Annotated in this window: 21 protein-coding genes; 3 read left to right on the forward strand and 18 right to left on the reverse strand. The window is 45.5% G+C overall.

All coding sequences use genetic code 11. The annotated features are described in order from the left end of the window. Positions 1 to 39: 39 nt before the first annotated feature. The 12 genes from ACI882_RS13800 to murJ form a co-directional block, all read right to left on the reverse strand. Positions 40 to 351: a hypothetical protein gene (locus tag ACI882_RS13800; protein ID WP_411743106.1), complete on the reverse strand. Its 312-nt coding sequence runs from the start codon at positions 349 to 351 to the stop codon at positions 40 to 42. Positions 352 to 379: 28 nt separating this feature from the next. Next, complete coding sequence (locus ACI882_RS13805; RefSeq protein WP_411743107.1) at positions 380 to 4009, reverse strand: pilus assembly protein; 3630 nt, start codon at positions 4007 to 4009, stop codon at positions 380 to 382. After that, positions 4009 to 4596: a PilX N-terminal domain-containing pilus assembly protein gene (locus ACI882_RS13810; protein ID WP_411743108.1), complete on the reverse strand. Its 588-nt coding sequence runs from the start codon at positions 4594 to 4596 to the stop codon at positions 4009 to 4011. Before ACI882_RS13810 ends, ACI882_RS13805 begins: the two co-directional genes overlap by 1 nt. 1 nt (position 4597) lies before the next feature. Further along, on the reverse strand, positions 4598 to 5566 hold the full coding sequence (locus ACI882_RS13815; RefSeq protein ID WP_411743109.1) for a PilW family protein: 969 nt from the start codon (positions 5564 to 5566) through the stop codon (positions 4598 to 4600). Continuing rightward, positions 5563 to 6078 (reverse strand): type IV pilus modification protein PilV, encoded by a 516-nt coding sequence (gene pilV / locus ACI882_RS13820; protein ID WP_411743120.1) that lies wholly within the window; start codon positions 6076 to 6078, stop codon positions 5563 to 5565. Before pilV ends, ACI882_RS13815 begins: the two co-directional genes overlap by 4 nt. Further along, a complete protein-coding gene (locus ACI882_RS13825; RefSeq protein WP_411743110.1) occupies positions 6071 to 6634 on the reverse strand; it encodes a GspH/FimT family pseudopilin in 564 nt (187 codons plus the stop codon). The genes pilV and ACI882_RS13825 overlap by 8 nt, the downstream gene beginning before the upstream one ends. A 147-nt stretch (positions 6635 to 6781) precedes the next feature. Further along, positions 6782 to 7738: a 4-hydroxy-3-methylbut-2-enyl diphosphate reductase gene (gene ispH, locus ACI882_RS13830; protein WP_411743111.1), complete on the reverse strand. Its 957-nt coding sequence runs from the start codon at positions 7736 to 7738 to the stop codon at positions 6782 to 6784. Continuing rightward, the gene (fkpB, locus tag ACI882_RS13835; RefSeq protein WP_411743112.1) at positions 7719 to 8162 is read right to left on the reverse strand and encodes an FKBP-type peptidyl-prolyl cis-trans isomerase; all 444 of its coding nucleotides are present in this window, start codon (positions 8160 to 8162) and stop codon (positions 7719 to 7721) included. The genes ispH and fkpB overlap by 20 nt, the downstream gene beginning before the upstream one ends. A gap of 68 nt (positions 8163 to 8230) precedes the next feature. Next, complete coding sequence (ileS, locus tag ACI882_RS13840) at positions 8231 to 11050, reverse strand: isoleucine--tRNA ligase (protein WP_411743113.1); 2820 nt, start codon at positions 11048 to 11050, stop codon at positions 8231 to 8233. Further along, positions 11043 to 11975, reverse strand: a complete 933-nt coding sequence (gene ribF, locus ACI882_RS13845; protein ID WP_411743114.1) for a bifunctional riboflavin kinase/FAD synthetase — start codon at positions 11973 to 11975, stop codon at positions 11043 to 11045. Before ribF ends, ileS begins: the two co-directional genes overlap by 8 nt. 84 nt (positions 11976 to 12059) lie before the next feature. Further along, entirely contained in the window at positions 12060 to 12416 is a 357-nt protein-coding gene (locus ACI882_RS13850; protein WP_411743115.1) for a hypothetical protein, read from the reverse strand. Positions 12417 to 12438: 22 nt separating this feature from the next. Beyond that, the gene (gene murJ / locus ACI882_RS13855; RefSeq protein WP_411743116.1) at positions 12439 to 13986 is read right to left on the reverse strand and encodes a murein biosynthesis integral membrane protein MurJ; all 1548 of its coding nucleotides are present in this window, start codon (positions 13984 to 13986) and stop codon (positions 12439 to 12441) included. Between the two features lie 225 nt (positions 13987 to 14211). Here murJ and rpsT point away from each other — a divergent pair, with 225 nt between their 5' ends. Next, entirely contained in the window at positions 14212 to 14481 is a 270-nt protein-coding gene (gene rpsT / locus ACI882_RS13860) for a 30S ribosomal protein S20 (RefSeq protein WP_411743117.1), read from the forward strand. A gap of 272 nt (positions 14482 to 14753) precedes the next feature. On the opposite strand, the gene ACI882_RS13865 is transcribed toward rpsT, so the two are convergent. Beyond that, positions 14754 to 15539 carry a hypothetical protein gene (locus ACI882_RS13865; RefSeq protein ID WP_411743118.1) on the reverse strand — a complete coding sequence of 262 codons (786 nt, stop codon included), beginning with the start codon at positions 15537 to 15539 and terminating at the stop codon, positions 14754 to 14756. A gap of 259 nt (positions 15540 to 15798) precedes the next feature. On the opposite strand from ACI882_RS13865, the gene ACI882_RS13870 reads away from it, so the two are divergent. Beyond that, positions 15799 to 16941, forward strand: a complete 1143-nt coding sequence (locus ACI882_RS13870; protein ID WP_411743119.1) for an L-lactate dehydrogenase — start codon at positions 15799 to 15801, stop codon at positions 16939 to 16941. Positions 16942 to 17339: 398 nt separating this feature from the next. Here ACI882_RS13870 and nusB read toward each other — a convergent pair whose 3' ends face one another. From nusB to nrdR, 5 genes are all read right to left on the reverse strand, one after another. Next, positions 17340 to 17783, reverse strand: coding sequence for a transcription antitermination factor NusB (gene nusB / locus ACI882_RS13875; RefSeq protein WP_411745029.1), 444 nt, complete (start codon positions 17781 to 17783; stop codon positions 17340 to 17342). Next, positions 17784 to 18272 (reverse strand): 6,7-dimethyl-8-ribityllumazine synthase, encoded by a 489-nt coding sequence (ribE, locus tag ACI882_RS13880; RefSeq protein ID WP_411745030.1) that lies wholly within the window; start codon positions 18270 to 18272, stop codon positions 17784 to 17786. 47 nt (positions 18273 to 18319) lie between these two features. Continuing rightward, positions 18320 to 19435, reverse strand: a complete 1116-nt coding sequence (ribBA, locus tag ACI882_RS13885; protein WP_411745031.1) for a bifunctional 3,4-dihydroxy-2-butanone-4-phosphate synthase/GTP cyclohydrolase II — start codon at positions 19433 to 19435, stop codon at positions 18320 to 18322. Between the two features lie 92 nt (positions 19436 to 19527). Next, positions 19528 to 20622, reverse strand: a complete 1095-nt coding sequence (gene ribD / locus ACI882_RS13890) for a bifunctional diaminohydroxyphosphoribosylaminopyrimidine deaminase/5-amino-6-(5-phosphoribosylamino)uracil reductase RibD (RefSeq protein WP_411745032.1) — start codon at positions 20620 to 20622, stop codon at positions 19528 to 19530. Beyond that, positions 20623 to 21078, reverse strand: a complete 456-nt coding sequence (nrdR, locus tag ACI882_RS13895) for a transcriptional regulator NrdR (protein WP_411745033.1) — start codon at positions 21076 to 21078, stop codon at positions 20623 to 20625. It abuts the gene before it with no gap. A gap of 568 nt (positions 21079 to 21646) precedes the next feature. Here nrdR and ACI882_RS13900 point away from each other — a divergent pair. Further along, positions 21647 to 22531: a hypothetical protein gene (locus tag ACI882_RS13900; RefSeq protein ID WP_411745034.1), complete on the forward strand. Its 885-nt coding sequence runs from the start codon at positions 21647 to 21649 to the stop codon at positions 22529 to 22531. Positions 22532 to 22540 lie beyond the last annotated feature (9 nt).

A 22540-nucleotide genomic window follows, 5' to 3' on the forward strand; every position in this document is an offset into this window, starting at 1 on the left:
CTAATTAAACACTGAGACTTGTCACTAGACACTGTCGCATTAATCTCCCGACAATATCACTAACTTTTCAATTTTATCAAGTCGATTATATTCATAATCATAGGTAATCTTGACTTCTTGACCCTGCTTTAACAAGCTTTGCGGGCGCCTCATAGTCTCAACATCGCCGCTTAATTGCACAACGGTATAGTTCGTTAAGACAAAAACCTCATCTGAGACCATGATATAGCCTTCAGCTAAGTTCAATTCATCTATAGTGCCAACCGACTCAGTCATCTCTGCTTGAGCAAAACCAATAGCAAGACCAGCGATCACGAATAGTTGCAGTGCTTTAGTTAAAAAAACTTTCATATCCTCACTCCTAAGTTCAAATCCATCATTACAGTTCTTGCCATGTCCAGCGACCAAGGGTTGATTTAGGGTCACGCACTTGGCAAGACATACCTACCGCATCACATTCATCTACCGAATTTACATTGGCGGTTCCTGATGTATTTGATATACAAACTTCGGTGTTGTCATCTAGCGTGATACAAGTAGGTCGTGTAAGAAGGTTCGCTGTACTAGATCCACTTGCGTATTCTGATACTGTAACTGTTTTGCCATTTTCATCAATATAGCTGTAAGTAACCACGTCATCGCCATCTACAACGTCATCGCCATCTACATCGATTGCTACTTGTAATGGTTTAGCACCACTGAGCGCATCTATTTCCATATACCAACCACTACCGCCAGAAGAACATGGGTCTTTATCTGGGATTGCAGTGGTAAAAATAATATTATTATCACGTAGTTGCGGATTACTCACAATTCGTTCACCATTCCCATCGGAATTGCCGCTCTGTGTGTTCACTAGGTCCATATACCAACCAACATGAGTATCCACCAAACTATCTGCATCACTACCATCCGTTGGTAAGCCGGTACCCTTAAACCACTTAATACTATCAGTCGTCGTTACTCGGAATGAATTCTCAGACCCTACAGGTTTTACTTCGGCCAATATTTTCTGCTCCAGCAAATGAAAACGATTCAGACTTGGCTGCACATTATCTTGCATGCGATCCCAAATTCCGTACATGCTCTGAATGCCTTTATCATTGTTGTCATCATTTAGGAAGTAGGTTCCTGTTCCAAAGAAGATCACATAGCCATTCGCACCACGATTCAGTGCAATCTGAGGCTTCACTGTTATTGACTGGCGCTTATCTGTAGGGCAGCTGTTAGATGCATCTTTGCAGGCAATAAATAACGGTGCTGGCTTGCCACCCACATCCTTAGCAACACTCCACTTACTCGGATCTGAGTCAGAAACATCAAAACGCCACAAGTTACCTTCAAGGTCGCCGCCGTACACATAGTCAACTACATAGTCCCCATTGGTATCTAGAGTATTGACTGTAGACAGTCCATTAGGTGCGCTTAAATCATTTGTGCCGGTATCAAGCTCAGCAATTTTTGCCCCCGTCACAACGTCTATGACGAATAATTTGGCGGTTCCGGAGCCAACATGACCATCAGCTTCGGTGTTATTATAGCCATTACCAACAAATGCCGCCCACTTGCCATTATCATGTGATTTACCAATGGTCGGCTGGGCAAAGGTATAACCTAGATCAGGATGATCGACATCGGAAAGCTCCCATAGTACATTCTTGGCCGCATCGAGCTCATTGCTAAAGCCGGTTTCGGGGTTAGTAATATCTAAGGCAAACAGCCCTTGGCCACCAGCACCTAAACCGGACACTAATACAGTTCTCCATTTACTACCGTCGAACACATCAGCAACGGTTGGGCTGCCATCAACGGTATACTTATGGCTATAAGTCATGTCCCCTAAACGTTCAAGCCTGGAGTACACGCTTGCAGGGACATATGCAAACTCCTCTATACCAAAGTCTGCTGAATGTACATCTGCATTAAAAGCATGCAACATACCATCGTTAGCTCCCACGTAGATCATTGGCTTTCTATGTAGGACACGCTCTCCTGTTTCTTCACGATAGTTTTGGTTATCGCCATTTGGGTCATTTTTAAACGCATTGTAAGATGCCCCCTCTAAATTATCTGGGTAGTAATATTGAGGGTTACCAACAAAGCTAGGAGACGAATTTACGATATCGCCTAATGGTGATTTTGCTCTTAAGTCCTTGCTTTCGAGCGTCCCACGATCTCGGTGTGTGCCGGCTTTACTTAAAGTATTATCGCCCCTTAAGTAGTTCAATATCGGCTCGGCGCCTCCCAATGTTGCTTGCTGAGCTGAAGATATTTTATCCCATTGAAACTCGACGCCTGTTTTCTTTGAATCGTTATATGTGAAGATCGTTCGACTGTCGTGTTCCGGAACGATAGAAGCAAGCCGTGTATTTCCGATCGATCCGTCCAATTCAATTTCAATGCCATAAACTTTTCCATCCCAAGTCTGACTATTAAACTCAGCCTGAAAAACCATCGTATCACTGGATATTGAGCCGGTGTTCACACTCACAGCCGATGCAGATGCATCACGGCTATCGATATCTTTGACCGCATCTTTGAGGGCCTGAATCAATGTATTTGGTTTGTCTGCTGATAAAAATAATCCTCTACCGTTTATCGCAGCATGCCAAACGTCATCAACTGTCGTCGCTTTATCGGATTCAGGTGTTGGCCAGCCAACGAATTGACCACCTCCAGGCCCAGTATCTTTTGTGAGCGTGCCTGTAAGGCCAAAGGCTACAGTATAGGTGACCATATGCTGAGCATTATTCTCGTCAACTCCAGCAAAGGTCGGAACGTTATTGTCTAAGGCACTTAAATCAGTTTCATAATAATGCATAGCCACATCAGCTAAGGTGTTATTGACGTTACTTTCGATGTCGGCGTATAGGCTTTTGTCCCCTGCCTTGCCGTCAAATTTGCTATTGTCGTCTGAATCCGCATTGGCATAAACGCCTAGGTTGGGGCGGGTACTATTCCAAGTTCCGTCAGTCATCATAATAGTAAAGTTCTGTTGACAAGAGCCACCTTCATCGTCAGGCAGTATTGGGCTCGTGGCAAAACCACTTCCTTGATAATATTTGCCTGCATTATTTAAGGCCTCGATTAACGGCGTACCGCTATTAGGGCTGATGTTGAAAACATTCTTGAGAAGCGCTGTTTTATTTGCTTTTGCACTTGCGTTAAGCGGTTGGCTCAAATCATCAATATCTTTTACTTCAGTGCGTATACTGTTTCGGTTCCATAAGCTGGCCAAACCAATACGAGCCGTCGAGTCTGCTATAACGGCTGAGATCGCTTTTTTTGCAACATAGTCACGATTACGGTAATAGGTATACCAGTTTGCAAAATTGGTTTTTTGCGCTGCGTCCATTTCATTAACGTCGATAAACCAATCAGCAATATACTTGTTCCTGTCAGTTTTATTTAGCTTATCGTCGATGACCGTGTAATCTGGACATTCTAGTTCATCAATGCCGTTCGTTAACGGCAAGCCGCTGGCGTTTGAAAAGCGCTCTAAGTATTCGTTGGTATTGTGATCACGCCAAGGAAAGTAGCCTGCAGGTTCGTCGTCATCATTAGCTTCAGTTAGGTTTTTTGTGCCGCTATTGTCATAAGGGTTTGATAACGCCGACGTAACCGTTTGGCTCTTATAAGCATCACCATTTTTATTGACACCCGCCCAAGGCGTATATGTTTCATTTGGGTCATAAGCCAACACATTAAAACCAGAGCATGAGTTTAACATTTCAGTTCGACTAGTCAGTGAAGGTCGAAGCTTGGTTGTATTACCTACGCCACTAAAATTTTTACCTCCGCCTTGGCTTCTCAAGTAATCCCACGCCATAGAGCCCGAATCATCAACCACAAAAAATATGTTTGGCTGTACTCCACTTTTCAGAAATAAGGGCTCATCGGTAAGCCCCAATTCAGCTGCAATTGACTGCCCTAGAAAAGTGGTCAAAAATAAAAAAACTGCTGTTTTTCGGACTAGAGAATATTGCTTATGTTTAACTATATTCATCATTAAAACCTCTTAGCGTAGAGTGACTGAAGCATCACGGTTGATGAAGGCGATTGCCCCCAGCCACGAGCGGTTATTCGGTATATTACTTTGCAGGTCGTTGCAGATGGATCGTTGATCGCGCCATCGCAAACTATGTCGTATTCTTCAATTGCAAAACGAGGTGGTTGAAACAACTCATCAAGCATTGCGGGTGTATTCGGTGTAAATGTATTTACTTTTGGAGTGGCATGAGTCCACCAAGCATTGGTTTTACCCCCGTCCTGCCACCACGCTGCGCCATCAGCCGCTATAGAATTAAGTCCTAATACAACCCCTGGCGTAGGAACATTCGTCGTCGCAGGTCGTTGTGTTCGTTGAGATATCCAGTCTTCTCCGGCGCGCAGCGCAGACTCGGCAGATTGAAATGCCAAGTTATAGTCTAAGTTATTGCCCGCCATTCGCTCTTCTATGACAGAAGACTCCATTACTGAAATACCTAAAATCGTTAAAATTACTAACAGACTTAAGGCTACAATGAGTACGGCACCCGCTTGTTGGCGAAGCGACTGGCCTTGGTAAAATGGCACGCGAGATTGTCTTGAGTTCATATTATTTCACTCTATTTCGAATGGTCACAAGTGTCTGGAATGCTCTATATAAACGACGATCTGGGGCGACAAAAACACCACCGGCAAAGTTTATTGTTTGTGGCTCGGAAACTACGTTTTCAACGGAATCCAGCGAACCAACTAATACATTCACTTCTACGGCGATGATATTAGGCCAATCAGCTGCGGGGATATCGCCATAATCAGCTATATAATCAGGGACAAAGTTATCGTCTAAGTCAACTCCATATCGGAATTGAATGTTTTCAACGCCGCCAATTAACGGAACCGTACTGCCATTGATTCCAGCATCTCCATCATTAGTGACTAAGGCTAAATTGTTATCTCCGTCTATTTCAAAACGAATTCGTTCCACTCTAGTGACTGTGTTTTGCTGATCTAGTCGATCATATAGTCCGGTTCTAAGCGACTTGGTATCATCTTCGATTATTTGACCCGCAGTAGTAGCACCGGCTTTTATATAGTCGCCAACCAAGCAATTGCTAACCAGCACTAAGTCATTTTCTGCAACATCTGCTGCCCAATCGGTCGTTATTTGATTAGCAGCGTAATCAATAGAGCTAATCGATACAGGGTCACCTACCACTCTTAACAGCTCTAACTGGTCGGGACCTGGCACGCCATTGACAACCCCTGCGCCTTCAATCGTTGCCGGTGTAACCGCGTCAAAGCCATTGATTTCAGTATTTGTCACCTGCCGTTGTATATTGCCAATGTCAGGGCTATACCAAGGTATACAGCCGTAGTTTCCAGAGCTACGAATAGATTCTGAGATAACATTTACGGCAAAACGACCGTTTTCCTGCACTCGCGCCATCGATTCAGATAAGTTAAACGCCTCGCGGTTAGATAAAAATACTTGAACAATACCAATAATAATGACTGCACTCAGCGCAACAGCAATTAGCAACTCAACTAGGGTTAAACCCGCTTGCTTTAGGTTTTTCATAACTGAAAACTCGTTGTAAAAGTAATGAATTCTTGCTCACCTGCTGCAACTTCTGCAGCTGTTAAACCCGCTGCGACCTCATTTTGTCGAGCTTGATTTGTCCGTAAATCTTTCCATTCAATTTCAACAACGTAGAGACCAGCCGTTAAATTAACGTCTGCTCGCCCATCGGGCAGGTTGCCTTCTATCCTACGTTCCCAGTTCGCTAGGAACTCAACCACCATCTCAGCGCCTGAGCAACCTGCATTAGAAGCGGAGCAATCGGCATTTAGGGCAACATCGGCCGCTGGGTCTGTTTCAAAGCCATCAAAAGCGGCTAAATTATTTGGGCTTAAGCGCATCGCATCGGCTAATTCGTACGATAGTTGAGCGGCATAACTCCGGTGTAATGCACTTTGAGAGTTTGCTAAGCCTAGGGTTTGTGTGCCTGCAATGCCTAGCAATCCGATGGAGATAATCAATACCGAGACTAGTATTTCGATCATGGTAGAACCCGATTGATTTTTAAGCATCACAACCTACTCCTGTATCCGTTCCGACTCGACCGACTCGATTCACATCGATGGTACGCTCTTGACCTGGGCCACAATTCTCAATGCGCATTTGGAAGGAAATTAGATTCGCAGTGGGTCTCACCAGCTGACCTCGAGGGGAATAAGTTAAGACATAATCACCATTGGTTTCAGTCAAGGTGCTACCCCCTTCTAAAGGGCCGTAAACTCGTAAAACACAGTCATCGACGCCATCGGCACAAGCCACAGGATCTCCATCAACAATACCGTCACCGTCAAGATCAAGCCAAACCATCCAGCCACCTGCCCAATTAGCAGCTCCAGCTGTAACACAAGAAGCATTGTCAGCAGTCATACAGACACTCACTGGTGTAGATTTCGTCACCGCCTCTGATCGTGCATAGATTAGCGATGACCTTACTAAATTAAGATTTGAGTCAATCTGAGTGCCGATCATTACATTACGGAATGAAGGTGCGCCCATCATCGCAACGATTGCGATAACTATTAGGGTGACCAACAATTCGACTAACGTAAAGCCCTGATGTTGCTTCATAAATGCCTCTCATATTTCTCTAATAAGCTATTGTAGGTGTCAATTTGATCAAGAACTGACCGTTAGGATAAACGGTCTAATCCTTGTGACAAGTGGTACGCGGCTAGGCTGTTTTGCTGACCGGTTCATGGAATTGGTTTTTATTCGTCAGTCGATTGAGGTTAAACGCAGCTCTTTCGGGATAGAAAAGGTTATATTCTCTTCCACGCCATCCAGTTCGATCGGTGTATTAGCCCCCAGCTTTACTAGCCCTTCTATCACCTGCTTGACTAAGATGTCAGGTGCCGATGCCCCGGCAGTTACGCCGATATTCGTTGCAGCATCAAACCAAGAGGCTTCTAGCTGCTCAACGGTGTCGACCAAGTAGGCTTGGCAACCCATGCGCTGTGCTAACTCACGTAAGCGGTTGCTGTTTGAAGAGTTAGGCGAGCCGACTACGATAACGACATCGCATTCACTGGCGAGAACTTTAACGGCATCTTGTCGGTTTTGTGTGGCGTAGCAAATGTCGTCTTTTCTTGGGCCTTCGATCAACGGAAATTTAGCTCTTAATAAATCGATAATTTTTGCGGTATCGTCCATTGAAAGGGTTGTCTGCGTAACAAAAGCAAGCTTATCAGGGTTTGTGACCACTAACTGTTCGACATCTTTTTCGTCTTGTACTAGATAAATATGCCCTCCATTTTTAGCGTCATATTGACCCATGGTGCCTTCAACTTCAGGGTGACCTCGGTGGCCAATCAGAATGCATTCCATTCCATCACGGGAAAAACGCGTCACCTCTAGATGAACTTTGGTCACCAATGGGCAAGTTGCATCATAAACGCGCAAACCTCGTGCATCGGCTTCTTGTCGAACGGCTTGTGAAACACCGTGCGCAGAAAATACCACCCAGTTGTCATCGGGCACTTCATCGAGTTCATCGACAAAAATAGCGCCTCGGCTTTTTAAATCTTCGACGACAAACTTATTATGTACCACTTCATGTCGAACATAGAGCGGCGCTCCGTGTACTTCAAGTGCACGATTAACGATATCAATGGCACGATCAACCCCAGCGCAAAACCCGCGCGGGTTGGCTAATTTAATGTCCACCAGCTGCATCCTCTACTGCAATCACTTCTACTTTAAAGGTCAAGGTTTTACCGGCTAACGGGTGGTTAAAATCGACCATGACCACCTCACCTTCAATGCTGCTGACCATACCAGGAAGCTCATTATTACCGGCATCTTTGAACGACATCATCATGCCAATTTCTAGCTCTCCCGTTTGGGCAAACTGTTCTTTCTTAAAGCGCTGAATATTCGACGGGTTTTGCTGGCCGAAGGCTTCTTCTGGCGGCACAGATACGGTGCGCTTATCGCCTGCTGCCAAGCCTAGCAAATGCTTTTCAAAGCCTTCCGGTAAATTACCATCGCCAATGTTTAGCGTAGCCGGTTGGGCATCAAAGGTACTGTCGACCATTTGACCGTCTTCCAAGCTCAATGAAAAATGCAGAGTAACTTTCGAATGTTCGTGAATTTGCATCTAATGTCTTCCATTTTCAAACTAAAAAGCGATGACCATTGCTGAGCATCACTTTTGGTTGTTATTGATTAAGCAAAGTGTCGCACTTCGCCTTCACCGGCGATGTTGTCAACACAACGCCCGCAAAGTTCAGGATGCTCTGCATGGCTGCCGACATCTTCACGCTGGTGCCAGCATCGACCACACTTTTCATGGCCAGACTTCACCACCTGAACTTTAAGCCCAGAAAGTTCGGTATCTAAAGCTGTTGCAGGCGCTGAATCTAACGTAGCTAATTGTGCGCCACTGGTTAAGGTGACAAAACGTAGCTCGTCGCCCAGCTGGTCTAACGCTGCAAGCAATGCCGGGTCACAATAAAGCGTTACTTCAGCCGTTAAAGAACCACCAATCACGCCTTCTTTACGGGCCTCTTCTAAAACTCTATTCACACCAATTTTGGCTTTTTGCACTTGCTGCCAATAGCTTGCATCAAGGTCTTCATTAGCACCGAATGCCGTTAAACCGGTATAAAGCGTTTCAGTAAAGACCGTTGCTTTATCTTGCCCTGGGATAAACGGCCATAATTCTTCAGCGGTAAAGCTTAAGATTGGCGCTATCCAGCGGACCATCGCTTGCAATACATGGTACATCGCTGTTTGTGCTGAACGACGTGCCAACGAATCTTCTTGCGTGGTGTACTGACGATCTTTGATGATGTCTAAATAGAAACCGCCCATGTCGATTGCACAGAAATGGTGAATCTTTTGTACTGCTTGGACAAAATGATAATTGTCGAGCAAGTCTGCAAGTTCAGTTTGAATGGTCAAAGTACGGTCTAGCGCCCACTTATCAATTGCCAGCATATCATCGAACGCAACGTTGTTTTTAGCGGGGTCAAAACCATTCAAGTTCGACACCATAAAACGCGCTGTGTTACGGATACGACGATAAGAGTCGGCGGTGCGCTTTAAGATGTCTTTTGAAAACGCCATATCACCCGAATAGTCGGTAGAAGCTACCCATAAACGCAGAATGTCAGCACCAAATTGGTTAAAGACTTCTTGTGGGTCCATGCCATTGCCCAATGACTTGGACATTTTATAGCCCTTCTCATCGACCACGAAACCGTGCGTCAACACCTGCTTGTAGGGTGCCGTACCATTAATCGCCACCGCTGTTTTAAGCGAAGATTGGAACCAACCACGATGTTGATCTGAGCCTTCCAAATACATATCGGCTGGGTACTGACCTAATTCTTTACGCTTTTCTAAAACAGTAGAGTGGGTCACACCAGAATCAAACCATACATCTAAGGTATCGGTGGTTTTTTCATATTGATCGGCGTCGCTGATGACCGTTGATAAATCAAAGTCATACCATGCGTCCATGCCTACTTTTTCAACTTCTACGGCAACCGCTTCGATTATTTTCGGTAATTCAGGGTGTAACTCACCCGTTTCTTTGTGGATTACAAAGGTAATTGGCGTGCCCCATGTGCGCTGACGTGAAATACACCAATCGGGTGATTGCCCAACCATCGCTTCAATTCGGTTTTGACCCCAACTCGGTACCCAACGAACGCCTTTGATGGCTTCCATCGCTTGGTCTTTTAAGCCATTGCCTTCCATGCTGATAAACCACTGCGGTGTTGCACGATAGATCAAGGGTGTTTTGGTGCGCCAGCAATGGGCATAACTGTGACGCAACTTGGCTTCACTGAGTAACTGACCGTGCTCTTTCAATGTTTCGATGATGACTGGGTCAACCTTGTAAACATGCTGCCCTGCAAATAGCTCTACGTTCGCGCGATAGACGCCTTTGTCATCTAACGGGTTGATCGTTTCAATGCCGTATTTGTTACACACCACGAAATCTTCCATACCGTGATCTGGCGCGGTATGTACACAACCGGTACCGGCATCGGTAGTTACATGCTCGCCCAATAGGGCTGGAATATCACGATCATAGAATGGGTGTGTAAATAACTGATTTTCTAAGGCGCTGCCTTGGAAGTAGGCCAATACCTCGGTATTTTCAAGCGAAGTACGCTCTAAGAAAGACTCAAGTAATTCTTGCGCAACAATTAGGCGGGTTGGTTTTTCATTTACCGTCGCTTGTAACAATACATAGTCGAGCTCTTCACCGACTGATATAGCCAAAGAAGCAGGCAATGTCCATGGCGTCGTGGTCCAGATTACCGCTTGAACAGAACCTTCGCCTTTGTCAGCGCCGATTGCTTTTAGCACAGCTTGATCATCTTTGGCTGGGTAAGCTACATCGATACTAAACGATGTTTTATCTTGATATTCAACTTCAGCCTCTGCTAAAGCGGAGCCACCCACAACGCTCCAATAGACAGGCTTATAACCGCGCACCAAGTGACCGCTCTGGGCTATTTTACCCAAGGCACGAATAATATTGGCTTCGGTTTCGAAGTTCATTGTTAAATAAGGGTTAGCCCAATCGCCAAACACGCCCATGCGCTTGAATTCTTCCCGCTGGCCATCGACCTGAGTATGCGCATAGCGGCGGCATTCGGCTCGGAATTCTTTAAAATCGACTTTATCGCCCGCACGGCCTATTTTACCTTCAACTTTGTGTTCAATAGGCAAGCCGTGGCAATCCCAGCCCGGCACATAGGGCGCATCATAACCAATTAAGCTTTTTGACTTAATGATCATGTCTTTTAAAATTTTATTAAAGGCGTGACCAAGGTGAAGTGAACCGTTCGCATACGGAGGGCCATCGTGCAAAATAAACTTTTTACGACCTTCGCTCGCCGCGCGAATCTGCTGATAAATTCCATTGGTTTCCCAATTTTCGAGCATTTTCGGTTCACGTTTTGCAAGGTCACCGCGCATCGGGAAATCGGTATGCGGTAAGTTTAGTGTGGCTTTATAATCAGTCATTAGAGAGTTTCACTTCCGTTGGTTGCGAAAAATAAGCCTTCGCGGCGTCAATATCGTTCTGAATTTGTTGTTTCAGTGCGTCAAGATTATCAAATGTTTGTACACCGCGCAGCCGTTTAACAAGCGCAACGGTTAAACGAGCGCCATAAAGCTCGCCGTCGAAATCAAAAAGATGGCTTTCTAACCAATTCCGAGTGTCTCCAACCGTAGGTTTTGTCCCTAAATTGGCAACCCCGTGAACTATGCGTCCATCAATTTTAGTCTTCACTGCAAAAACACCTACTGTGGCAAGTTTGCTATGCGGTAATAATATATTGGCAGTGGGCACACCTATGGTACGGCCGATTTGGCGACCGTAAATCACTCGACCCGTCAGTGAGTAGGGCTCACCAAGCATATTCTCAGCGAGTTCAAAATCATGCTGATGAATTGCATTGCGAATACGTGTGCTGCTGATGCGCTGCCCATCGTTAGCGCAATGCGAGGTCATTTCAACAACCTCAAATGGGTATTGGGTTAAAAACTGACTGTCACCTTTACGATCGGCACCAAAGCGAAAGTCATCCCCTACCTGTAACCATTGGGTATTAAGCCGATTTATCAATATCTGTTCAACAAATTCATGGGCACTTAGGTTACGAAGTTGCGCATTAAAAGGCAAAACCACCAGATGATCGACACCGAGCGTCGATAACCGACGGGCCTTATCAACCAACGAAGACAGCCGAGCTGGGGCGTTTTCCGGATTTATATACTCTCTAGGCTGCGGTTCAAAGGTAACCACAACGGACTTAACTCCCTGTTGTTGAGCGTATTGCGTTAGACGGGAGATAATTTGCTGGTGCCCAAGGTGCACGCCATCAAAGCTACCGATCGTAACTGCGGCAGCAGAAAGTGACTTTAGCGGTAAACGAGAGACGTGCATGGGGTATCTGGTCTGTTTAAATCGGTCGCGCAGTATACCGAAAAGTTCAGGCGCTGTCTTTTACTGCAACCATCTGAAACGCTTTTAAACTGATAAATAATTGGCAATTTCAAATAAATCAGGTCGACCTTCTTCAAAACCAAAATAACACACATCTCTGTAGTCTTGATCTTCAATCAAACCAACAACAAATTCACACTTGTGCTCTTGGGCAAGCTTGTACAGAAAATTGAGTGGCTCTTTTAGCTTTTCGGGTTTAGAAAGACTTATATCTAAGCCCAGTTCAATCTCACGGTCTGTCATGGCTGGGGTATCGGTGCCTTCACCACGATAAACTGCGCTTGAATTGGTTTTCGGCTCTGCCCACTGCTGTATTTGAACAAACAACTGCGAAGCGTAGTCTTCCAGCTCATCACTGTCAGCGTAGATATAAAGATTCATTTAACTTCCTTTCACAAATAATTTAAGGGTGTCGCAAGTGCTTTGGCCGCACACCCACGGCCAGTAACGATACAAAATAGATTGCCGCACCAATGAACACCAGCATTGCGACGACGGCTATTTGGCCAAACAACCCTACTGGCATAGTAAATATAGATTGCGTTAACGCCAGTAACAGCGCTGCTGCCATCACCACTGACGCCATAACAACCTTTAAGATGGGCCCTAATAAAATCTCTTTGCTGGGCAGCTGGTTCAATTTTCGAAGTGCCAAGGCCAATAGTCCAGCATTCAACCAAGCAGATAACGAAGTCGCCAATGCTAGACCAACATGTCCCAGCGGGTATATCAGCATAAGATTAAAAACCATATTCCATACCATGGCTTGAATACCGACCTTTACTGGGGTTTTGGTGTCTTGACGGGCAAAAAATGCCGGCGCGAGTACCTTTATCAGCATAAAGGCAGGCAAACCTAACGAATAGGCCATCAAGCTTTGCGCACTCTTACTGACATGCTCTGGTAAAAATTCACCACGTTGAAACAGCAAAGTCAGTAGCTCGTGAGGCAAAATAATCAGCGCAACAGCGGCAGGCAAGCCCAGCATCAACACCATTTGAATTGCCCAGGCCAAAGTTGTGGTGAACTTCCCACCATCTTTTTCGCTGTGCAATGAAGACAAGCGTGGCAATAACACGGTTGCGATTGCGATACCAAAGATGCCCAATGGCAGCTCAACCAAACGATCTGAGAAATACAGCCAACTCACTGAGCCATTTTCTAAGAAGGTGGCTAACAAAGTATCGAGCAATAAGTTTATTTGACTAACCGACACACCAAACATGGCAGGCAGCATCAATAAAAGTATTTTCTTAACCCCAGGGTGCTGGGTATGCCAAGAAAACAGGGACCAAACGCCGGTCTTATATAGTGACGGCATAATAAACAGCCATTGCGCTAATCCTGCAATCAGAACGCCGATGGCAAGACCCGTTTGACCCACTTCAAAATAAGGTGATAAAAAGATGGCACTGCCAATTAAACATAAGTTGAGCAATACCGGTGCTAAGGCCGGTGCGGAAAAGCGACCATAACTATTAAGAACTGACGAACCCAGAGCCGTTAGCGATATAAACCACAAATAAGGGAATGTTAACCTCAAGAAGTCAGCGACCATGGCTAATTGTTCAGGGCTATCGTGATAGCCAGCCGCAAATGCCCAAGCGACAACGGGAGAGCCTATGACCGCCACAAGGGTCACTAAGCCAACAACTGCACCAAGGTAGATTTGCACCGCACTCACCAGTTTGCGGACGCTGTCATCACCCTCTGCATGTTTATATTCGGAAAGGACGGGGATAAAGGCTTGGTTAAAAGCACCCTCTGCAAAGAGCCGTCGAAGAAAGTTAGGTACCTTGAAGGCGACAAAAAACGCATCTTGAGCACCGCCCGCGCCAAAGTAGCCTGCAAAAACAATATCGCGCGCCAATCCAAGGACACGGGACAGCATAGTTGCCATAGCCACCACAAACGAGCTTTTAAGCAGAGATTTTTTTACAGGTTGATTCAATTATCAAATGTCATAGAATAGGACTTGTGGCGCAGTGTACAAGTGAACGTGATAACCTCGCAAGCAGACTAAACAAAGCAAACAGTCTAACAATCGATGGAAAACACCCCTTTATTACACAAAGCAACATATAACTGGTGGATTCCGTTGACATTGGCATGGCGAATCAATAGAATCGCGCCCTCGAAATTTACCATCAAATACTAAATACTTAAGGAGCATCCTGTGGCAAATTCTGCTGGTTCTCGTAAGCGCGCTCGTCAGGCTGTGGTCCGTCGCGCTCGTAATGCAAGCATGCGTTCAATGGTTCGCACATACGTTAAAAAAGTAGTCGCTCAGATCGAAACAGGCAACTATGAAGAAGCGAACAAAGCCCTTCTTACTGCACAGCCAGTTCTAGACGGCATGGCACGTAAAGGCATCATCAGCAAAGGCAAAGCGGGTCGTACTATGAGCCGTTTGAATGCTAAAGTTAAAGCGCTTCAAGCGGCTTAATCTTAGCTTTATAGCTTTTAAAAAACCGGTCTAGGCCGGTTTTTTTGTGCCTGTTATTAATTAGCAACCCTTGTAGTTAGAGGTTAGGTTAGCTAATAGAGCCGGCGGTTTGGCCCTTGCGCTGAGGTAGGGTAAAAATAGGGACGCCGTGAACCCCTCCCTGGGGGCTTGGCATTGGCATCCATGCCAATGAACACCCTATTTTTACCCTACCTCAGCTCCGTTGCTGTTTGCTTTCTGCTGCAACATTTTGCTAGATCTGGTTATCTTAATTATCTCACCAAGCCTGGCGATAGGTAATCTTGGATAATAAACGCTACAACTTGTGGTGTTAAAAAACCGATTTCTTTAAATCGCTTGGATTTTTGGTAGCGCACCAAGATATCGTGCGTTGTCATTGGGTCATCATTGGGCAAATTAGCGGTTTCCATAAAGCCAATTTCTTTGAAAGCCTCTTGAAGCATCAACGCCACTTCGCGCTTTTCATCGGGTTGCCAGCGAAAATTGATCGATGAGCCCCATTCGCTGATGCGGCTGTTCAGTTCCGCCATACGAACCAAAAACTTCTTTTCTAACTTCACTAGCTTAGCCATCGCTTCTTGACGCGCTTTCATTTCATTATTGAGTAATTTAATTTGGTCTGCGCGTAGGTTAACTTCTGCGCTGAGCTGCGCTTGCTCTACCTTTAAACGAGTAACTTCTAGATTTTTATCATCAAGTTCTGATTGTGTTTGCTCTAGCGATTGCTCGATGCCATCGTAAAGCCTCAACCGTGCCTCGATAGAAGCCGCCGTTTCACCAGGAAATCGTTGGTTTAGTGCACTTGCCAAAGACAATAATGGCTGGCTAGGAGAGACCACTTCTTGCGCTTCTGCCGCGTAAAAATCAGTTCCAGCAAACAAGTAAATAACCGCTCCTGAAAGCTCGAGAATTAATGCAAAGAACAGTTTATTTAAATACTGTTTTTCAATATGTACCTTATTGATCAAGCCCAACAAGGTAATGACACCCGTGGCTAAAAACAGCGCCAATACCACAACAAACAGAGCGGTTTTCATAAAATAACCTTAACGTAGAGTCGTTTTAGACTATTGCAAACTGAGCATAATTTCTACAACGCTGTTCAGGCATCAACAACATGCATTTCTAAAGCAATTGGTCAGACCAATATGCATAGATACAACCACGCTCTGCGACTGGGTTTTAGCCCTTTTTGCCAATTGCGAACTTTTGGACAGCAAAATATTATTGCCAAACTCTTACCGATCGGACACCTTAACACCACTAAAAATAGCAATTAACAATAGAGAGTACACCATGACAATCTGCACAATTGAAGACCTACGCAAACTAGCCGAAAAGCGCGTTCCTAGAATGTTTTATGATTATGCAGACTCCGGCTCTTGGACAGAATCGACCTACCGCGCTAATGAATTAGACTACCAAAGCATTAAATTACGCCAACGTGTCGCCGTCGATATGACCAACCGCTCAACCGCCCTCCCTATGGTCGGCACTGATACCTTTATGCCCGTTGCATTAGCACCTACCGGTTTAACGGGCATGCAACACGCCGACGGTGAAATACACGCCGCCAAAGCCGCTGAGAAATTTGGTGTACCTTTCTCGCTCTCTACCATGAGCATTTGCTCGATAGAAGACATCGCCGAACACACCAGCGCCCCGTTTTGGTTCCAACTTTATGTTATGAAAGACAAGCGCTTTCTCGAAAATTTAATAGAACGCGCAAAAGTAGCCAACTGTTCAGCCCTCATCTTAACCTTAGATTTACAAATACTTGGCCAACGCCATAAAGACGTTCGCAACGGCTTATCAACCGCGCCGTACAAATCAATCAAAGGTTTAACGCAAATCGCCATGAAGCCAATGTGGGCGATGAAAATGCTCGCCACCAAACGTCGAGGCTTCCGAAATATTCTCGGCCACGCAGAAGGCGTCAGTAACCTAGATTCTCTGTTCAGCTGGACTGCAGAACAATTTGACCCTCAACTCAGCTGGCAGGATGTTGAATGGATCAAAAAGAAATGGGGCGGCAAGCTCATATTAAAAGGCATACTCGACGTTGAAGACGCTAAGCTCGCCGTCGCCTCAGGCGCAGACGCCATTATCGTCTCTAATCACGGCGGCCGACAGCTCGACGGCGCACCCTCATCCATTTCACAGCTAAAAGCCATCGTAGACGCCGTAGGCGACCTAATTGAAGTACACGTTGATGGTGGCATTAGAAGTGGCCAAGACGTGCTTAAAGCCATAGCACTCGGCGCCAAAGGCACCTACATAGGCCGCCCATTCCTATACGGATTAGGAGCCATGGGTGAAAAAGGCGTCACCAAAGCACTAGAGATCATCCACAAAGAACTCGATATCAGTATGGCGCTGTGCGGGGAACGTGAACTTAAGAACATAAACCGGAAGAATTTGTTGCCGGGGAGTTTTTAGGGCGGTTTTAGGCTGCGAGCTTCAGGCTTCGGGTTCAAACCAAAAAACGGCTCCCCAGCGGCATCAGATGATAGCGTGGGTGAGGGGGTAAATTTACACCGGAAGCTGAAGTGCGGTTTTGGGCTGCGGGCTACTAGCTGCAGGTTTAAACCAAAAAACGGCTCTCTAGAGGTATCAGATGATAGCGTGGGCGAGGGGGTGAATTTAATAGTGAATGACTGTTTGAGCGCAGCGAGTTGTTATGAACGGCTTAAATTTACACCGGAACCCAAAAGCTAGCATTGTGCCACTGCTAGTTAAAGGGGCAAGTTAGTAGTTTAGAGCTGCAAGCCTAGGCGATTAAACCCGCAGCTCGAAGCCCGTAGTAAGCGGATGCCCAACGGGCACCGCTCCTAACTCTATTTCGCCTTAACTTCTGCAATGCGCAGCTCTTGAGCGAGCTTATCTAAAATACCGTTAACAAAGCGGTGGGCTTCGTTGGCGCCGAAGGCTTTTGATAACTCTACGCCTTCATTAATGATGACTTTATAAGGTACATCAATACGAGAGACCAGTTCAAACGTGCCCATTCTTAGAATGGCTAACTCTACTGGCGTTAAGTCTTTTAAGCCTCGGTCAATGTACTTTTCAATGTGCTCATCGAGCTCTGTTTTGCGTGATGGAACACCACGTAATACATCGCAAAAGTATTCTTTATCGACTTTGGTCATATCATTGTCAGTTAGAAACTCAGCTTCAATTTGATGCACCGGAGTTTCTGCAACATGCCACTGGTACAAAGCTTGTAATGCGAGCTTACGCGCTTTACGACGCTGGGCTGGATTTAGTTTTTGATTGGTCATTTATTGCTCCACAACCGGACGGCCAATGTTATCGAATAAGTTAACCATTTCAATAGCCACCTCTGCTGCTTCAGCGCCTTTGTTACCGGCTTTAGTACCGCTGCGCTCAATAGCTTGCTCGATCGAGTCAACCGTTAATACACCGAAAACAACTGGGATATCCATTGTTAAGGCAACGCTGTTTAAACCACCCGCGGCTTCGCCTGCGACATAGTCAAAGTGTGGCGTACCGCCACGAATCACCGCACCTAAAGCAATGATTGCATCATAATCGCCTTTATCGGCTAAACGCTGGCAAACCAACGGTAACTCATACGCACCGGGAGCCTTCACGATGGTAATTTGATCTTCTTTAATGCCGTGACGCTTTAACGCATCAATTGCACCTGACTGTAAATGATCAACAACAAAGCTGTTCCAGCGAGTGACGACAATGGCGTACTGGCCTTGGTTGGCAGAAAAATCACCTTCAATTACTTTAATAGACATCTTATATTCCTATTCGAGTCATGCGGCTATATGCACCGCATGCTAATTTATTTGGGTTCTAGGTACTCGACCACTTCAAGGTCAAAACCTGAAATACCGCCAAAACGAATTGGCGAACTCATGAGACGCATTTTGCCAATGCCTAAGTCTCTTAATATTTGCGAGCCCGTTCCTACTGTATTGTAGGTGCCATATTTGTCGACATTCGGATTCTTTTGCTTAGTCACTTTGCCAGAGACTAATTGCATTTCTGTTTCAATATCAACAGATTCCTGAACATCCAACAGCACGACAACACCCGCACCTTCACTGGTTACTTGTTCCAGAGCTGCCTCTAATGACCAGCTTTTGTGTTCATCGGTTTTCACGCCTAACAAATCTTTCAACGTTGACGTTACATGTACCCGCACCAATGTTGGCTCTTCAGCTTTAAACGGTGTGCCTTTGGTTAGAGCCAAATGCGTACCACCGGTTAGGTGATCTTGATAAGCCTTAACTTCAAACGTGCCTGCTTTGGTTTCTAAGGTTTGCGACTTCACTTCTTCAATCGTACGCTCATTTGAGATCCGGTAATGAATAAGGTCAGCAATGGTGCCAATTTTCAGGCCATGCTCTTTTGCAAACGGGATCAAATCTGGCAAGCGAGCCATGGTACCGTCTTCATTCATGATTTCTACGATAGCCGCTGCTGGTAGCAACCCTGCCATTCTTGCAAGATCACACCCAGCTTCGGTATGCCCTGCTCGACTCAATACGCCACCCGGCTGCGCTCTTAACGGGAAAATATGGCCAGGCTGAACAATGTCAGATGGTTTACCATTAGGATTGACTGCATCTTTAATTGTCTTAGCACGATCAGCGGCTGAAATTCCGGTAGTAACCCCTTCAGAGGCCTCAATGGAAACCGTAAACGGCGTGCTGTGTGCAGCCTGATTACTCTTTACCATGGGAGGTAAGCCTAAAAAGTCACAACGCTCACCGGTCAACGTTAGACAAATCAAACCGCGTGCCTTAGATGCCATGAAGTTAATTACTTCTGGAGTCACTTTTTCAGCGGCAACAATGAGATCGCCTTCGTTTTCTCGATCTTCATCATCAAGTAAGACCACCATTTTACCGTGGCGAATGTCTTCAATAATTTCTTCAATACTATTTAACGCCACAAAAAGCCTCTTAACCGAATGTGTTAGATGTTGATAAGTTTAGATGAGTTGGCCTAAAAGTGCGGTCAACTATTGAGAATTCAAGCTATAAACTAAGTGCTTGGCTGTAACACCCAACGTACATCAACGCCAACAAAGCGCTGGTCTAATACTGTAAATTGAATTTTGTTTGCCAGCTCAGTAATGTCTCGCTCAATCACGGGCTTAGCCGTTGCACCTAAAAAAACAGGTGCCTGGTATAATACCACTTCATCGGCGTAATGTTCAGTGATAAAACAGCCTGCCAGCTTAGCACCTGCCTCTATCCACAAACGATTATAACGCTGCCCCGCCCAGTCAATAAAAGCCGCCAAACTGATACGTTCACTACTAGGGTCCATAGGTAAGTTAACTAGACTAACGCCTGAGGGTTCAAACGACTGAATTCGGTCATTGTCTGCGCAGCTATGCACAATGACTGTTTCTCCCGGTAGCGCCAATAACTTTGCCGTAGTTGGCGTGCGTAAATGAGTGTCTAAGATAATACGAACCGGCTGACGAACGACTTGCGATGAACGAACATTCATACTTGGGTCATCTGCCAAGATGGTACCCACGCCGGTGACAATGGCACAGGCTTGGGCGCGATAATTTTGGACATCGGCTCGGGCGTCCGGCCCAGTAATCCACTGGCTTTCGCCGCTAGCCATAGCCGTTCCACCGTCTAAACTGGCGGCCATCTTCACTTGGATAAATGGCGTTTGTGTTCGCATTCGTTTCAAAAAACCTTGATTTAACGCTTCGGCCTGGTGCTCTAGCACACCGACCACAACGTCAATACCGCTAGCGCGCAAAGCGTCTAAACCTTGCCCTGCCACTAAAGGATTGGGGTCTGTCATTGCACAGACCACTCTGGCGACTTTTGCGTTGATTAGCGCTTGAGCGCAAGGCGGGGTTTTGCCCGTATGACTGCAGGGCTCTAGGGTGACGTAAGCTGTTGCACCTTCTGCTTTTGCACCGGCCTCAGCCAAAGCATGAACTTCTGCATGCGAGCCACCCGATTGAATGTGATAACCCTGTCCCACTAGCTGTTCATCTTTGACGATTACACAACCAACATTTGGGTTTGGCGTCGTGGTAAAACGGCCCTTCTTCGCTAACTGGATAGCTTTTGCCATCCAATAGGCATCTTTAGCCGTACTATCCATTTATTCTTGACTCTCTAGGCGGTCAATTTCGCTGCGAAACTCGCTCAAATCTTGAAAGCTGCGATAGACCGATGCAAAACGAACATAGGCGACTTGGTCTAAATCTTTTAATTCATCCATTACGAAGTCGCCCAATTTCAACGACGCCAGCTCTCGCTCACCCGTTGCCCGCAACGACTGCTTTATACGCGTAAGCGCTGCTTCTACAGCTTCGACCGACACTGGACGTTTTTCCAATGCTCTTTGCAAGCCAGCTCTGAGTTTGTCTTCATCAAAAGATTCACGGTTGCCGTTATGCTTAATAATTTTTGGCATCACAAGCTCGGCGGTCTCATAGGTCGTGTATCGCTCACCACAGGATGTGCACTCACGCCGACGGCGAACTTGATCACCTTCAGCGACAAGCCTTGAGTCAATGACCTTGGTGTCTTGTGCGTTGCAAAAAGGGCAATGCATAGGAAAACTTCTCTTATATCTCGAACAGCGAATGAGTGTAATGTGAATTGCATCAAGAAGCGAAAAAAAACAAACATAAATTGCTTGACTTTCATTTGCGCTGTTAAAAAAAGGTGTTCCACGACAGCTGGTTATACACATACCCTTAAAAGCAACAAATCAACACTTGTCAACTGCTAACTTTCTAAAAAAACACTTGCCTTTTTCATCAACCCCCTGAATTTAGGGGGCTGTATCGCAACGGAGTGAAAAACAGCCAAAACCCGTGAGTCGTCTATTTCTGGGCTTTATAATGAAGTGTCAAAAGGTTACCCCCAAAGTTATCCACAGCTTCTGTGAATGATTTTAGTGTAAGGAACGAGCTATTCAAAGTTAAAATTATTTGCCCCTTTCCAAGCCTTATAACTAAATCGCTATAAACGGTGATACCGGTTACCGTTTATAGCAGTGACCTTTTTGGTCACATCATTTGCTAATGGATGCTTGAAAACCTAGAACAGGTTCGATTTTTAAACATCAAAACCATCTAGAATGCTGCATACATCTAATTGATCATATTATGGCCAACATGAAAAATTTAATCTTTACGACCAGTTTAGCGATATCCGCTAGCTTACTTCTCGCCGCATGTGGACCAGAGGCAAACAGCCGGTACGGCGATAAACACTGGGACCCTATGGATACCTGGGAGAAAGCAAGTGTTGTAGCGCAGCCTGACTTAACGGTTGAGTATCGTGATACGGATGCTGATGAAAATGATGATGTCGAGGTTTGGGAAGCTTATGTCAGTATTGATTTTACTGACATGGCCGAAATTGCCACCAGCAGCCCCGTTCTTAGTTACTTTCAAGGCACTTCAAGTGATAAAGGCGTTGACTCTCTATTACAAAATGGCGCTACGTTTAACAGTACTGAATTTTATTATGATACCGAGCTTGGCGTGGATTATCGCCTAAAGCTTGATATACCTGGAGAGTACAACTTTAAGCTTGAGTTACAAGTTGTACAGCCTAATGGAACTACGCGTGATTACGACTTTATATACAACAACATCATCGTGCCTGGTCCTGTAACAAGCTTTAACTATTATACGAACAATGTAAATGCCACCCTCGGCAAGTATTGCATTGGTTGTCACGGCGGAGGCAACCCTGAAGCTAGCACCGAATTTGCTCTAAGCTCAAACAACGTAACTACGCGTCGAAATAACCTATTAAATAAAATAGATTCTCCAACTGCAGATAAAGAACCACTGACCTACCCCTTTACAGATGGCCATACTGGTTCTGGTGATGCAAACTCCATGACTGCTGGAGAAAAAGCGTACTTTCAAGAGTTTATAACTCTGTTGTTAGCAGAAAAAACTGATAACAGTGCAATCATTACCAATGATCTCGAAATAAAGGTAATCCCAAAGCCAAGCATTATGGCCAATGACCCTTGGCAGCCCTAGCGCTAAGTA

Origin of the sequence: Reinekea sp. (assembly GCF_046710285.1) — a bacterium.
In the GTDB taxonomy this organism is placed as follows: Bacteria; Pseudomonadota; Gammaproteobacteria; order Pseudomonadales; family Natronospirillaceae; genus Reinekea.

Coding starts and splice junctions, on each gene's coding strand:
- fkpB (WP_411743112.1), bottom strand. CDS start 8,162: ATGCAAATTCACGAACATTCGAAAGTTACTCTGCATTTTTCATTGAGC.
- ACI882_RS13800 (WP_411743106.1), bottom strand. CDS start 351: ATGAAAGTTTTTTTAACTAAAGCACTGCAACTATTCGTGATCGCTGGT.
- ileS (WP_411743113.1), bottom strand. CDS start 11,050: ATGACTGATTATAAAGCCACACTAAACTTACCGCATACCGATTTCCCG.
- ACI882_RS13805 (WP_411743107.1), bottom strand. CDS start 4,009: ATGATGAATATAGTTAAACATAAGCAATATTCTCTAGTCCGAAAAACA.
- ribF (WP_411743114.1), bottom strand. CDS start 11,975: ATGCACGTCTCTCGTTTACCGCTAAAGTCACTTTCTGCTGCCGCAGTT.
- pilV (WP_411743120.1), bottom strand. CDS start 6,078: ATGCTTAAAAATCAATCGGGTTCTACCATGATCGAAATACTAGTCTCG.
- nusB (WP_411745029.1), bottom strand. CDS start 17,783: ATGACCAATCAAAAACTAAATCCAGCCCAGCGTCGTAAAGCGCGTAAG.
- ACI882_RS13865 (WP_411743118.1), bottom strand. CDS start 15,539: ATGAAAACCGCTCTGTTTGTTGTGGTATTGGCGCTGTTTTTAGCCACG.
- ACI882_RS13850 (WP_411743115.1), bottom strand. CDS start 12,416: ATGAATCTTTATATCTACGCTGACAGTGATGAGCTGGAAGACTACGCT.
- nrdR (WP_411745033.1), bottom strand. CDS start 21,078: ATGCATTGCCCTTTTTGCAACGCACAAGACACCAAGGTCATTGACTCA.
- ribD (WP_411745032.1), bottom strand. CDS start 20,622: ATGGATAGTACGGCTAAAGATGCCTATTGGATGGCAAAAGCTATCCAG.
- ACI882_RS13815 (WP_411743109.1), bottom strand. CDS start 5,566: ATGAAAAACCTAAAGCAAGCGGGTTTAACCCTAGTTGAGTTGCTAATT.
- ACI882_RS13870 (WP_411743119.1), top strand. CDS start 15,799: ATGACAATCTGCACAATTGAAGACCTACGCAAACTAGCCGAAAAGCGC.
- ACI882_RS13810 (WP_411743108.1), bottom strand. CDS start 4,596: ATGAACTCAAGACAATCTCGCGTGCCATTTTACCAAGGCCAGTCGCTT.
- ispH (WP_411743111.1), bottom strand. CDS start 7,738: ATGCAGCTGGTGGACATTAAATTAGCCAACCCGCGCGGGTTTTGCGCT.
- ACI882_RS13825 (WP_411743110.1), bottom strand. CDS start 6,634: ATGAAGCAACATCAGGGCTTTACGTTAGTCGAATTGTTGGTCACCCTA.
- ribE (WP_411745030.1), bottom strand. CDS start 18,272: ATGTCTATTAAAGTAATTGAAGGTGATTTTTCTGCCAACCAAGGCCAG.
- ACI882_RS13900 (WP_411745034.1), top strand. CDS start 21,647: ATGAAAAATTTAATCTTTACGACCAGTTTAGCGATATCCGCTAGCTTA.